Source organism: Bacillus cereus group sp. MYBK15-3 (genome assembly GCF_051916765.1).
In the GTDB taxonomy this organism is placed as follows: Bacteria; Bacillota; Bacilli; order Bacillales; family Bacillaceae_G; genus Bacillus_A; species Bacillus_A cereus.
This window is the reverse complement of sequence record NZ_JBQAHG010000002.1, coordinates 266,126-280,275: the sequence shown is the minus strand read 5'-3', so window position 1 is coordinate 280,275 and position 14,150 is coordinate 266,126. Positions and strand designations below refer to the sequence as shown.

Sequence of the window (14,150 nt, the reverse complement as noted above, 5' to 3'; positions counted from 1 at the left end):
ACCTCAAAGAGCGTTCATTCTCTTCTATTAATCACGCTTATATTTTTTTAACACTTCTTCTAGTCGTTTTCTTTCATCTTCTAGCGTACTTGCATCTTTTTCTACATTTATATCTTTCTTCTCTGTTTCTTTCTCTTGTTCTTTCGGCTCTTCTTCCTTAAGCCAATCTGGCACCATTTCTTTCCGCACCGTTTTCTTCGCCGTACGGCCTTTTTTCTTCGTCTCAGCCCACTCTTGATATTGACGGTTCTCTTCTTTCGCTAACGCCATCGCGTCCGCTACTGTACCGACCTTTTTACGTGCCCAATGCCCAGCAATCTTCTCGACATACGTTTTCGCAAGTTTCATATCTGAGCGTAGCATAACGTAATAAATAAGTACATTCACAACTCCTGGTGTCAATTTTTGATTAATCATGACATCTTCAACAATCTGCAAGTCCGCTTTCGTTGCCTCTGCACCACCAGAAATCTCTTTCAATAGTTGTTTTGGCGAGATTTCCTCTAGCTGCTTTATTAACATCTCCTCTTGCGATGAAGGCTCTTTCTCTTTCATCGTACGTGCAGCATGAGGCTGTACTCTTTCACTTAATACCGGTAATGCTTGACCATTTTCAAATTGATACCAATCGCGCGCTCCTTTTCTAAGCCTTTCCGTATCAATTGTTTGCATCTCTGTCACTGCACCAAGAACGATATTTTGCATCGATAACACATCTACACCATACACGTAAGCAAGTGTTATAACGCAGTCTCTCACTTGATCTGTAATCGCCTTTTTAGGAACAAGAGCGGACAATCCATCTACAAATAAAGAGAAATCAAAGAAATCATTCCAAACTTTCGGAGCGTCTCCCTTCTCGTTACTTGGCATAGTTGTCGTTTTTGGAATACGAAGGTCTTCTTGCGCATGCTCCAGCTGTCCTGGATTAAACGAACCAAACACATCATTGAAAGAACGCGTAACATTTTCATAAGAAGCAAAATCAAATTCTTCTTCTAAGAAATATTGCTTTACTTGATTATATTTTGTCCGGCTCAATCGATTGTATAAAAAGATACTTAAAACAATATCATCAAAAAACTGCTTCGGAGATAAAGGTGGTTGCAACTCATATATGAACATTCGAATATCTTTTTCTTTCTTAATATACACCTTCAATAGCCCAATTGCCTCTAACTTTACTCGTTCCTCATATATTTCAGGAAGTTGCATTTGCATAGTCACCATAAGGGAATGATGCGTATTCTCTTTTCCAAATACACGATCTTGCTCTAGCTCTCCCCATAGTGTCATGTATAAGCTAAAAGCTCTACTACCTATTAACGGCTGATACAACATCGTTAACACTTTTCGGTCGTAATTGTGCAGTAGCCCTTTCGCACTTACTTTATAACGATCAATCGGCAATAGCTCCATCCATGACTGTTTTTCCATTCTTGCTTTTCCTTTCTCTCATCCAATCTATCCTCTACTTCATACGTTCTATCTTTATTATATAAATTCTTAGTGAAAAAGAGCTATTAGCTTGCGCTTCTAGCTCTCTTATCCTATTACTTACGGTATGTAAAGAGAATAAAATACAACTTCTACTCTCTTTCTTTTTGCAGTATATCTTTTAATTCTTCAATAAATACATTTAAATCTTTAAATTGACGATATACAGAAGCAAAACGTACGTAAGCAACATCATCAATATCGCGAAGTTCTTCCATGACAATTTCACCAATCATATCACTTTTCACTTCTGATATACCTAAATTACGCAGTTCACGTTCCACGCTTTGTGTTACTTCTTCTAATTGTCTTAAAGATACTGGTCTTTTTTCACACGCTTTAATTAAACCACGTAGAATCTTTTCTTTATTAAACTCTTCTCGTGTGCCTTCTTTTTTTACAACGATAAGAGGTGACTCTTCTACCCTTTCAAAGGTCGTAAAGCGACTTAAGCAGCTTTCACACTCTCTCCTTCTTCGAATAGAGCGCCCCTCGTCTACCGGACGCGAATCTAACACTCTTGTACCATTATGAGAACAGGATGGACAACGCAATACATTCACTCCTTTACACTATACTCTTTATTTTTCTCTACTCACTTCACCTAAAATATATATACAATATTATATAACTCATTCTAACTCTCTTACCACTTTAAGTTTCAGCGCATCACTTTATCATCTCATCCTTAAAAATAAGATGGTATATAGAGCACTACCTCATTTGCAAGAATCCAATTTATTCAACTAACGAGTACGTTATATTTTTCCTTTTTTATAAACTAAAAAAGAGGTGCATTATACACCTCTTTACATTTTAAATCAATTATGTTCTTTTTTAAAGAGCTTTTGTTTCTCTCTGCTTAATTTCGAAGCTACCAGTGCCTCGAGGAAGCTCGATGCTCTCACGCGTTTTCGCGTTTAAACCTTCTGCAATATATTCTGCAGCAACATTTGGATCAATACGATCCCCACAAGTATAAACATCAATACTTGCGTAACCGTGCTCCGGAAAGCTATGAATTGTTAAATGTGATTCCGAGATAATTACTACTCCACTTACACCTTGTGGTGCAAATTTATGGAAAGCAACCTCACGCACTTCAGCACCAGCTTTTAGTGCTGCATCCACAAATAATTGTTCAATATACGGCATGTCATTCAGTTTGTCGAAATCGCAATCCCAAAGTTCAGCAATCACGTGACGACCCATCGTATCCATAGTATCCATTCTACAGTTCCCCCTTGTAAATTTATTCTAACTGTTCGAATTGAAAACTAATTTGCAATTTGGCTTGCTCCACTACCACGGGGGAAAGTTAGTCCAGAGAGGTCCTAACCCTTTAAGTAGTGACTACGTACCTCAGCTCTTAAGTTTACGAGTGTTAGTATACTTTGTTTATTTTCATTTTGCAACAACAGTTTTTTCGATTTTCTGTCATATTTTCCTCTTTACTTTTCCCTAAAAAAAATAAATGATTCACAAATACAGTAATCACAACGTTTCGTGGTATGTCCACTTTCGAAAATATACTCCTATAATTTTTACCTTTTTAGAAAAAAATAAAAGAAGAGGGCAAATATTCACTTGCCCTCCCCTTATTCACTTAAATATGTTGTACATTTTCTTGTTTCGCTAATTCTTCAACAACTAACGTTACAAGATCTACAACACGACGAGAGTAGCCCCACTCGTTATCATACCAAGCAAGTACTTTCACTTTACGATCACCCATTACCATTGTAGATAAACCATCGATAATAGCTGAGTGTGTATTTGTATTAAAGTCGATAGATACTAAAGGCTCTTCGCTGAATTCTACAATACCTTTAAGCGCACTGTTTGCAACAGTTTTGAATGCATCGTTAATAGCTTCAACTGACACATCACGTTTTACATCTACTACTAAGTCAACAAGAGACACGTTTGGTGTTGGTACACGAAGTGCCATACCATGAAGTTTTCCGTTTAAATGTGGAAGAACTTTTGCTAGCGCTTTCGCAGCACCTGTCGTTGTCGGAATGATTGATTGTCCGCAAGCACGTGCTCTTCTTAAATCTTTATGTGGGTTATCAATATTTTTTTGGTCATTTGTATAAGCGTGAACTGTCGTCATTAAACCGTTTTCAATTCCAAACTGCTCATCTAACACCTTCACAACAGGCGCTAAACAGTTTGTTGTACAAGATGCATTTGAAATAACAGTATGTTTTGTAATATCTAATTGGTCTTCGTTCACACCAACTACAATTGTTACATCTTCATTTTTACCAGGCGCTGTTAAAATAACTTTTTTCGCTCCAGCTTCAACGTGAAGAATTGCTTTTTCTTTTGAATTAAATTTACCAGTTGCTTCAATTACAACTTCAACACCTAAATCTGTCCAAGGCAATTCCTTTGGATCGCGGTTGTTTAAAAGGCGAATCATTTTTCCATCAACTAATAAGTGATCTTCAAATGCTTCTACTGTTCCGTCAAACTTGCCATGAACTGTATCATATTTAATTAAGTGTGCTAACGTTTCAGATGGATAGCTTGCATTGATTGCTACAATTTCGAATGCGCTTTCTTTTATTGCTTGACGAAATACCATTCTCCCAATACGTCCAAATCCATTAATTGCCACACGAGTCATAATATGTTATCCCCCTTGAATGCGTTATACTATTTATCTCCAATCCCAATAATAGTATAACACAAAAAGGAGATATGTCACTAAGCATTTTCATTAATTTCACAATTTTTTAGTCAATAATGTTCCACTTCCTTAAAATTACCTGCAATTGTGTTTTCGTTCCCATAATTGTGCCATCATTATTTATCACTTCATCTGCATTTTTCACTTTTTCTTCTAACGGCATTTGAGATTGAATACGAGCTGTTGCTTCTTCTTCTGAAAAGTTATTTCGTTTCATTAAACGTTCTAATTGCGTATGCGGCTTAACCGCTACAACTAAAATGCGGTCAACGAGACTTGTTAATTTGCTTTCAAATAAGAGAGGAATATCTAACACAACTGCTTGCATACCTTCTTTTATGTACATTTCCTTTTGCCTATTCATTTCCTCACGTACTGCAGGATGAACAATTTTATTTAACTGCAATCGTTTTTCTTCATTATAGAAAACGACACTTCCTAGTTTTGGACGATCTAGTTCTCCATCTTCTTGTAACACTTCCGTTCCAAATACTTCTACTATTTTGTTATATGCTGGTTTTCCTCGCTCTACAACTTCTCGTGCAATAATATCTGCATCAATTACTGGTATACTCAGTTCACGAAACATTTGAGATACTGTACTTTTTCCGCTTGCAATGCCTCCTGTTAATCCAATTACTACTGTCATCATAATCCTCCTCATAATAAAAGGCGCGAAACTAATGTTCCACGCCCATAGTTACATTTTCCAAATTCCAATAATAATGAGTAATACTCCAGGCAGGAATGTAAATTTTTGTAACCACTTCATATTCGATAAAACCGTTCCAAGTTTCATTCCAATAAATAAAAACAAAGAACTCATAATTGCAACTAATATCGCCATCATAGCGGGTGCATACCCTAATAAAGATGCACCAATTCCGGCACCAAATGAGTCTACAGAAAGAGCGATACCAAGAAGCAATGCTTCTCCTGCAGAAATGGTGCCTGATTTATCAAAATCTGCTACAGTCGGTTTCCTTAAAATTTGAATCACTAGCCCTAGCGAGGCAATCTCTAATTTCCAGACCTTCTCCTCTTGCTTCGGTTCTTCTTTTTTCTCACTTCGAAAAAATTGATATAATACCCAAATCCCTATTCCAATAAGAACAAGCCCACCGATACGCGTTGCGATAACAGGTGAAAATACTTTCGCGATCATATGTCCAATTCCCATTGAAACAAGCATAACAGCCGCTGAACACATTCCGATAATTATAATTGATCTTAGTGGAATTCTTACGCTTCTTAAACCATATGTTAGCCCTACACTACAGCTATCCAAGCTTAATGTAAAAGCTAATAAAATAAGAGATAAATAAAGGTACATCGGTAAGCTCCTCCCTTATACATAGCTCTGCTGTATGTATATGACAAATGCCTATCCGATGTTATCTCTTTTCTATATTCTAGGCTGACAAATTGGGCAGTAATGCGTTCCTCGTCCGCCAACAACTGTTTTTTCTAATATCGTACCGCAAGTTACACATGGTTCTCCCTTTTTTCCGTATACATTTAGGAGTTCTTGGAACGAACCAATTTGCCCTTGTGAGTTGATATACGTTCGAATTGTACTTCCGCCACGCTTCACCGCTTCGCTTAGCGTTGTAACGGTAGCCTCATAAATTCGCTCAATTTCTTCCACTGTTAAAGACGACGCTTCTCGTTCAGGATGAATTTGAGAACGGAATAAAACTTCATCTACATATATATTTCCAAGCCCTACTAAAAGACGCTGGTCCAATAGCACAACTTTTATTTTACGATTCGTCTTTTGCAATCTTTCTTGTAAATACTGCGTTGTCAATTCCGCATCAAATGGCTCCGGACCTAAGTCAGCAAGAGGCATTTGGTTCATTTCTTCACCTTTCTTAAAGAGATGCATCGTACCAAATTTTCTCACATCTTTATAATGTAATTCCGTTCCATCTGTAAATAAGAAACGGACATGCGTATGTTTATCAATCGGCTCATCCTCTTGATGTAGTAAAAACTTACCTTCCATACGCAAATGTGAAACAATAACATAATTTGTTACATATAGAAGCAAAAACTTACCTCTTCGCTTTATATTTTCAATCTTCTCGCCTTTTAGCATTTCTTTAAAAATTTCTGCATCATCCGGTCGTTTCACTATTTTTGGATAAGTAACAATAACATCTTCAATCGTTTTTCCTGTTACAAGATTTTCAAGTGTCCGTCTGACATTTTCAACCTCTGGTAATTCAGGCATTTCATCACTTCCTTATTTTGCGTCGTACCAAGTTGGACCGTAAGAATAATCAACTTTCAGCGGAACTGCGAGTTCAATTGCATGCTCCATTACTTCAGGTACAAGCTTCTCTAATTTTTCAATTTCTTCTTTTGGCGCTTCAAATATCAATTCATCGTGTACTTGCAGAAGAAGACGTGCTTGTAATCCTTCTTCTTCTAAACGATCCGCCATAATAATCATCGCTTTTTTAATAATATCTGCGGCAGTACCTTGAATTGGTGTATTCATCGCTGTACGCTCAGCGAAGCTACGTAAATTGAAATTACGACTCGTAATTTCTGGAATATAACGGCGACGATTTAATAATGTAGCCACATATCCTTTTTGTTTCGCATCTTTTACGATGTCCTCCATGTATTCTTGTACACCAGGGAAACTTTCTAAATACTTTTCAATAAATTCCGCTGCTGCTTTTCTTGTAATTCCTAAGTTTTGTGAAAGACCATAATCACTAATACCATATACAATTCCGAAGTTAACAGCTTTCGCTTGTCGTCTCATATTTGAAGTTACTTCATCTTTTTCAACGCCAAATACATCCATAGCTGTTTTCGTATGAATATCCATATCATGTTGGAATGCTTCAACTAGCCCTTTATCATTTGCAATATGAGCTAATACACGCAGTTCGATTTGTGAATAATCAGCCGCATACATAATCCATCCTTCTTCTGACGGAACAAATGCCTGACGAATCTTTCTTCCTTCTTCTAATCGAATCGGGATATTTTGCAAGTTCGGATCCGTTGAACTTAATCGACCTGTTTGCGTTAACACTTGATTAAAGCGAGTATGAATTTTAGATGAATCTTCATGTACAACTTTCAGTAAACCTTCAATGTAAGTTGAATTTAGTTTCCCTAATTGACGATAATGTAAAATATTTGGAATAATTTCATGGTGATTCATAAGCTTATCTAGTACATCAGCTGACGTAGAATAACCTGTTTTCGTCTTTTTAATAACCGGCAAGTTTAAGTTCTCAAACAGAATAACACCAAGCTGCTTCGGTGAATTAATATTAAATTCTGTTCCCGCAAGCTTATAAATTTCCTGTTCCATTTCCTTTAATCTACCCGCAAGTTCTTCTCCCATATTACGAAGACGCTCTGTATCAACTTTTACACCCTTTACTTCCATATCAGCTAATACACGTGCAAGCGGCAATTCTAACTCTGTAAACAGTTCATATTGCTCATTCTTCTTTAACTCTTCAACGAATGTTTGCTTTACATCATATAATACATGAACTTTACGAGCCACATGCTCCGCTACTACCTCTAACTTTGGAACAGCACGCTTCGCACCTTTTCCGTAAACTTCTTCATCAGATTTCACAGCATGCGTTTCTTTCATTTTCGCTACAGTACGGAAGTCTTTATCCGTATCAGCTGGATCAAGTAAATAAGCAGCGATTAATAGATCAAAGTCAATCCCTTGCATATCTATCCCATTCCATTTCAGTGCAACGATTGCACGCTTCGCATCAAATGTATGCTTTCTCATTTCTCCATCTGCAAGCCACTCTTTAAAAGCATCTGACTTAAGAGCAATGTCTGTCTGAATAAAGTAACATCCATTTTCATTTTGAATACCGAAACCTTGAATGTCTGCTTTATGATAGTTATCTTCTTGTACTTCAACGATAAGCGCACTATCTTGCTGAAGCATTTCTTCTGTAACTTCTTCCACAATATCAAATGTAATATCATCTAATTCAGCTGGAGCAGTTTCTTCTGGCGTAACGCCTAATTTATTTAAAAGAGATGTAAATCCTAAACTCTCGAACATTGGAATGACATCACTTGCTTCATATCCTTTATACGCCATATCATCCACATGAACTGTAATCGGCGCATCTGTAATAATAGTTGCAAGATCCTTACTCATAAGAGCTTGTTCTTTATTTTCTTCCAGTTTTTCTTTTAATTTCTTCCCACTTACTTGATCTATATTTTCATACACCGCTTCAACCGTTCCAAACTGTGTTAACAATTTAATTGCCGTTTTTTCACCAACTCCTGGTACACCCGGTATATTATCTGACTGGTCTCCCATTAAACCTTTCATATCGATAATTTGCTTTGGTGATAAGCTGTATTTTTCAAATAAAGCTTCTTTCGTATATTCATCCACTTCTGTAATCCCTTTTCGCGGAATACATACAAGCGTGTTATCAGAAACAAGTTGAAGTAAATCTTTATCTCCTGAAATAACTTTTACACTTGCCCCTTGCTCACTCGCTTCTTTCGCTAACGTTCCCATGATGTCATCCGCTTCATAATTTTCTAATTCATAACGCGGTACATTGAACGCATCCAGCATCTCACGAATAAATGGGAATTGCTCTGATAATTCAGGTGGAGTCTTTTGACGCCCTCCTTTATACTCACTATACGTTTTATGACGGAACGTTGTTTTGCCTGCATCAAACGCCACTAACATATGAGTTGGCTTTTCTTCCTCTAATATTCTCATTAACATCATTGTAAAACCGTAAATTGCGTTCGTATGTATACCTTTGTCGTTATTTAAAAGCGGTAGTGCAAAGAAAGCACGGTACGCGATATTATTACCATCTACTAATACGACCTTTTTTTCCAAAATTAAAACCTCCCCATACAAATTTGAAATGATTTTTTTCACAGAAAAAAACCGTTCCTTTCCTCTCTCTATATTAACATGACTAATAGAGAGAAGAAAAATAACGGCTATTTTCTTTCATATATAAAACAGACTTATATTGGCATAAAGGGAAGTGACGAGAACAGCTTAACTATTCTCGTCCAAAATTACTCCTTGGATGAAGGGGTTTTCATGTATTATATTAACAGAGCTTTATTAATATTTAATTAAGCCATTGTTAATATATTGTAAACATCCTTCATCCTATTTTTCAGTTGCTGATTTCGGTAAAACAACTGTAAACGTTGTCCCTTCTCCAACTTCACTATCTACTGTAATCGTACCTTGATGCGCCTCAACTAAATGCTTTACGATCGACAATCCAAGGCCGGTACCACCAGTATTTCTACTTCTTGCTTTATCCACCCGGTAGAAACGTTCAAAAATACGCGGAATTTCCTCTTTACTAATACCAATTCCAGTATCCGATACTTTTATATAAGCATTATATTTATCTTCCGCTAACTCTACTGAAACAACGCCTCCAGCCGGTGTATATACGATTGCGTTATTAATTAAATTAATAAAGATTTGTTTCAAACGACTTGGATCTCCAATAACAGAGGCACGTTTTAATACATTCACTTGTAAAGAGATTTCTTTTTCTCCTGCTTTATTATCAAGCACCATATGAATATCTTCAAGCAGCCCCTTCATGTCAACGGTTCCCATATTTAATTTAAATCCTTGTTGTTCGATCTTCGACAAATCTAATAAATCTTCAATTAATCCTTGCATGCGCTCACTTTCTTTTAAAATAATGTGCAAGAAATGTTCGCAGAATTTTTTATTATCCATCGCTCCGTCTAAGAGTGTTTCTGAAAAACCTTTAATAGAAGTAATCGGTGTCTTTAATTCATGAGAAACATTCGCTAAAAAGTCTTTTCTCATTTGTTCTAATTTCTTTAACTCTGTTATGTCATGGAATACGAGAACAATCCCTTTCCATTCATGGTTTGTCCCGATAATCGGCGCTCCATATACTTCGAAATGCTTCCGTTCAATTCCAAGTGGCAATAACATTTGTTTACGCACTTTCACTTCTGTCATAAAGATTTCTTCTACAAGCTCAATAATTTCTGTATGATGAAACGATTCATAATATAAGCGATCTAAATATTCTTCATCTGTTACGTGGAAAGTTTCCTTATAAGAGCGGTTTACAAGGTTTATATATCCTCGGCTATCAATTAAAATCATTCCACTTCCCATATTTTCAATTAACGTGTGCAGACGATCTTGTTGCATTTCTTGTTCAAGTGTCATCTCTTGTAAATTTCGTGCTAAAATATTAATCGCTTTACTCAGCATTCCTGTTTCATCCGAATGACTTTCGTATGCACGTGCTTTATAATTACCCTTTGCCAATTCAATTGCAACTTTCGTAACCGATTCAATTGGCCTAATATATTGCCCTGTAATTTTCATACCTAAAAATACAACTACGAGACAAGCAATGACAAATCCGATAATTAATAATCCCCACGTTTTTTGATGTACGTCTCTTAAAGGATCAATTATACTTTTCACCAAAATGTATCCTTGTTTTCCTTCTACATCTTGAACGAACACCGCATGATAAAATTCATTCTTTCGATCCGTTTCTTTCGTAATTACTTTACTTCGTTGTTTTGCCACTTCCGAAGAAAGTTCTTTAATCGTCTCTGGACTAAATGCCAATTCTTGTCCTTTTCTATATTGAACTTTCTTTTTTTCATCCAAAAATACGATAGAAGCTGGTATTTTTTCTTCTAACTTTTCAAATACGTATGGATTTTTTAAGACATTATTAAAACCTTGCTCTTCTGCTAACGTCGCAACATACTCCGTCTCTTTTACCATTCTCTCTTTAGCATGATCTATATAGTAGTTTTCAAACACAGTTTCTAGTAATAAACCTAGTCCAACTAAAATAAATACAATAAGAGAAACAAATGTAAAAAGAAGCCTGGAACGAAATTTATTCATTCCCTTTTGGCTCCTCTAATTTATATCCTAAACCACGTATCGTTTTAATGTACGTCGGTTTTTTCGTATTTTGTTCAATTTTATCGCGCAAATGACTAATATGAACATCAACAATTCGTGTATCACCAGCAAAATCATAATTCCATACAGCACTTAATAATTGATCACGTGTCAACACGCGACTTTTATTTTTCGCAAGATACACAAGTAGTTCAAATTCTTTTGGTGTTAATTCAAGCTTTCTTCCTTGGAAATAAGCCTCATAAAACTCCGGTAAAATTTTAAGTTCTGCAATTGTGATGCTATCTTCGTCTGGCGCTTCTGCAACTTGTTCTTCTTGTTGTAATTTCGTGCGGCGCAAAATTGCCTTCACACGAGCAACAACTTCTCTTGGACTAAATGGCTTTGTCATATAATCATCTGCCCCAAGTTCAAGGCCTAGCACCTTATCAAACTCATCATCTTTTGCCGTTAACATTAAAATCGGCGTCATAACGCGCTGCAATCGTAATTCTTTACACACTTCCATACCATCCATTTTCGGAAGCATTAAATCTAATATAATTAAATCTGGGCGTTCTGTTGTCGCTTTTTGAAGCGCCATTTCTCCATCCATCGCTGTTATAACTTCAAACCCAGCTTGTTGTAAATTAAATTCGATTAAAGTTAAGATAAATTCCTCATCATCAACTACTAAAATACGATTGTTCATTCTTTTCCTCCAAGTTATAGACTTGAAACCTTCTTCATCCTAGTATTTTCCCCGTTATTCTCATCATACTAGAAAACAAGGTCCCTCTCAATATAATTGTCTATTCATGGATTCGGATTGTGCTATTGTTATTCCTAAAAACAATTACGTTCGCCTCAATTATGTTTTGTTATCCATACTTTATATACTTCCATATCGTTATTAAATTCTACTTCCGTATGAATATTGAGTTCTCGATTTTGCGCTAAGAGAAAAGATAAAGCATACGCTATTTTATAATCTGGTGTTTCATATCCATCAAATACTCTCCCGTACATTTCACTCACAAACCCGTCTGCCCACACTTCAGCTTCTCTTACCGTTTCAAAGATCACTCTTCTCTTTTCCACCTCACCTAAAAAACCACTCCTTTAATTGACTTCAATTACCGATAATAATATTATTAATCTTAATATATAAATTAATAATATTTGGAGGTCTATTATGCGACTAATACTATCCATTCTATCTTTAGCAATCACATGTATCCTTGCTTTTAACGCTCCTAGCTGGGATACGATTAAAACGGGTTGCTCAGAATTTGCTGAAGGGTTCAAAGAAGGGTTTTTCAACTAAAAATAGCGCTAGCATCCTTATTAAAGGTATGCTAGCGCTATTTTTAGTTTCATCTTTTAAAAGTTATCTAATGCTTTTTCCATAATGGAAACAGATTTATAAGGTGGCGTTACTGTTAATGAACCCTTTACAACAGTTTCTCCTTTTTCATCATGAGCAGATACAAGCATATCAATTGTATGTTCCTCCTCAGAAACAGCCACAACTTCAAAGTGGATTTGTAACGTTTCATAATGGTGAACATGTTTCACGAATGTAAGGTCCTTTCTCGTAATATGACTTCCTGGACCCGGTAAATATTTCGTAACCGCCGTTGTAATCATTCCCGTTAGCATAATGCTTGGTACAATCGGCTTTTCATACGGAGTTTGGGATGCGTAATCATGCTGAATATATAATGGATTGGCATCATTCGTTAACCCTAAGTACAATAACAAATCTTTATCCTCAATTTTTTCAGTGATAGATAATTTCTCTCCTACTGTAATTTCATCCATTTTACGACCAATTTGAACTTTTTTCTTTAACATGTTACAACCCCCTCCGATTTTTTCACCTTATTATCCTACTAAAAGCGATACCTTATCCGAAATTTACTATGATGAGGGCAATGTATAGTATAAATCTACAGTTTCATTATAGGATATTACAAATGATAGCGTTTTCATATTATTTCAAAAAAACAATTCGGTAAATAGTAGAAAAAGATTCGGAATCCCGAATCTTTTTCACTACTATTCAATTATTAAACAAGAACTTTCATTACGTTACGTACAGATTCTACAGAGCGATCTAACGCTTCTTTTTCATCTGCAAGAAGTTCTAATTCAATAATTTTTTCAATTCCGTTACCACCTAGAATTACTGGTACCCCTAAGTAAAGGTCACTATAACCATACTCACCTTCAAGGTACGCAATAGCCGGTAATACACGGCGTTGATCTTTTAAGATTGCTTCTGTCATTTCAACTAAAGAAGCTGCTGGTGCGTAATATGCACTACCGTTTCCTAATAAGCCTACAATCTCACCGCCACCTTTACGTGTACGTTCTACGATTGCTTCTAAACGCTCTTTCGGAATTAACGTTTCTAACGGAATACCGCCTGCATAAGAATAACGCACAAGAGGTACCATGTCGTCACCGTGTCCACCAAGAACAAATCCTGTAATATCTTTTACAGAAAGATTTAATTCTTGTGCGATGAATGTACGGAAACGAGCTGTATCTAATACACCCGATTGACCGATAACACGCTCTTTCGGGAATCCTGCTTCTTTAAATACAGAATATGTCATTGCATCAACTGGATTTGTTAACACAACAATAATTGCATTTGGTGAATGTTTTGCAATGTCGCGCGTAATACTTTTCATAATTTTAGAGTTTGTTGCTACTAAGTCATCACGGCTCATACCAGGCTTACGTGCAATACCTGCTGTAATAACGACAACGTCAGAATCAGCAGTATCTGCGTAATCAGATGTTCCAATAATGTTAGCATCAAAACCTTGTACTGGGCTCGCTTCTAACATATCTAACGCTTTCCCTTTTGTTGGATTTTCCAGTTGTGGAATGTCCACTAATACAACATCTGCAAGTTCTTTTTGTGCTAATAAGAATGCCGTTGTTGCTCCTGTAAATCCTGCACCGATGACTGAAACCTTCTTGCGTTTGATTGTCATAATTTACCCCCCG

At 36.3% G+C, this 14,150-nt stretch carries 13 protein-coding genes and 1 pseudogene; 1 reads left to right on the top strand and 13 read right to left on the bottom strand.

What is annotated here, in order from left to right:
• Window positions 1-27: 27 nt before the first annotated feature.
• The 11 genes and pseudogenes from ACTFR8_RS09860 to ACTFR8_RS09810 form a co-directional block, all read right to left on the bottom strand.
• A complete protein-coding gene (locus tag ACTFR8_RS09860) occupies window positions 28-1,437 on the bottom strand; it encodes a replication initiation and membrane attachment family protein (RefSeq protein ID WP_000415028.1) in 1,410 nt (469 codons plus the stop codon).
• 152 nt (window positions 1,438-1,589) lie between these two features.
• On the bottom strand, window positions 1,590-2,051 hold the full coding sequence (gene nrdR, locus ACTFR8_RS09855; protein ID WP_001203687.1) for a transcriptional regulator NrdR: 462 nt from the start codon (window positions 2,049-2,051) through the stop codon (window positions 1,590-1,592).
• Between the two features lie 283 nt (window positions 2,052-2,334).
• The gene (gene speD, locus ACTFR8_RS09850; protein ID WP_098413228.1) at window positions 2,335-2,718 is read right to left on the bottom strand and encodes an adenosylmethionine decarboxylase; all 384 of its coding nucleotides are present in this window, start codon (window positions 2,716-2,718) and stop codon (window positions 2,335-2,337) included.
• A gap of 385 nt (window positions 2,719-3,103) precedes the next feature.
• On the bottom strand, window positions 3,104-4,132 hold the full coding sequence (locus tag ACTFR8_RS09845) for a glyceraldehyde-3-phosphate dehydrogenase (RefSeq protein WP_000198969.1): 1,029 nt from the start codon (window positions 4,130-4,132) through the stop codon (window positions 3,104-3,106).
• 109 nt (window positions 4,133-4,241) lie between these two features.
• Entirely contained in the window at window positions 4,242-4,844 is a 603-nt protein-coding gene (gene coaE, locus ACTFR8_RS09840; RefSeq protein ID WP_000219316.1) for a dephospho-CoA kinase, read from the bottom strand.
• 51 nt (window positions 4,845-4,895) lie between these two features.
• Entirely contained in the window at window positions 4,896-5,528 is a 633-nt protein-coding gene (gene ytaF / locus ACTFR8_RS09835) for a sporulation membrane protein YtaF (RefSeq protein ID WP_000281743.1), read from the bottom strand.
• A 72-nt stretch (window positions 5,529-5,600) separates the two neighbouring features.
• The gene (gene mutM, locus ACTFR8_RS09830) at window positions 5,601-6,431 is read right to left on the bottom strand and encodes a DNA-formamidopyrimidine glycosylase (RefSeq protein ID WP_001114477.1); all 831 of its coding nucleotides are present in this window, start codon (window positions 6,429-6,431) and stop codon (window positions 5,601-5,603) included.
• 12 nt (window positions 6,432-6,443) lie between these two features.
• On the bottom strand, window positions 6,444-9,077 hold the full coding sequence (polA, locus tag ACTFR8_RS09825; protein WP_000412803.1) for a DNA polymerase I: 2,634 nt from the start codon (window positions 9,075-9,077) through the stop codon (window positions 6,444-6,446).
• 285 nt (window positions 9,078-9,362) lie between these two features.
• A complete protein-coding gene (phoR, locus tag ACTFR8_RS09820; protein ID WP_001032108.1) occupies window positions 9,363-11,126 on the bottom strand; it encodes a sensory box histidine kinase PhoR in 1,764 nt (587 codons plus the stop codon).
• Window positions 11,119-11,838, bottom strand: coding sequence for a two-component system response regulator PhoP (gene phoP, locus ACTFR8_RS09815; RefSeq protein WP_001065220.1), 720 nt, complete (start codon window positions 11,836-11,838; stop codon window positions 11,119-11,121). The genes phoR and phoP overlap by 8 nt, the downstream gene beginning before the upstream one ends.
• A 155-nt stretch (window positions 11,839-11,993) precedes the next feature.
• Window positions 11,994-12,232, bottom strand: a pseudogene (locus tag ACTFR8_RS09810) (hypothetical protein).
• Between the two features lie 89 nt (window positions 12,233-12,321).
• Here ACTFR8_RS09810 and ACTFR8_RS09805 point away from each other — a divergent pair.
• Window positions 12,322-12,453, top strand: a complete 132-nt coding sequence (locus tag ACTFR8_RS09805; protein ID WP_001237020.1) for a hypothetical protein — start codon at window positions 12,322-12,324, stop codon at window positions 12,451-12,453.
• Window positions 12,454-12,509: 56 nt separating this feature from the next.
• On the opposite strand, the gene ACTFR8_RS09800 is transcribed toward ACTFR8_RS09805, so the two are convergent.
• Together ACTFR8_RS09800 and mdh are read right to left on the bottom strand one after the other, a co-directional pair.
• Entirely contained in the window at window positions 12,510-12,983 is a 474-nt protein-coding gene (locus tag ACTFR8_RS09800) for a MaoC family dehydratase (protein WP_000914181.1), read from the bottom strand.
• 215 nt (window positions 12,984-13,198) lie between these two features.
• Window positions 13,199-14,137, bottom strand: coding sequence for a malate dehydrogenase (mdh, locus tag ACTFR8_RS09795; protein WP_000153232.1), 939 nt, complete (start codon window positions 14,135-14,137; stop codon window positions 13,199-13,201).
• Window positions 14,138-14,150: the final 13 nt, after the last annotated feature.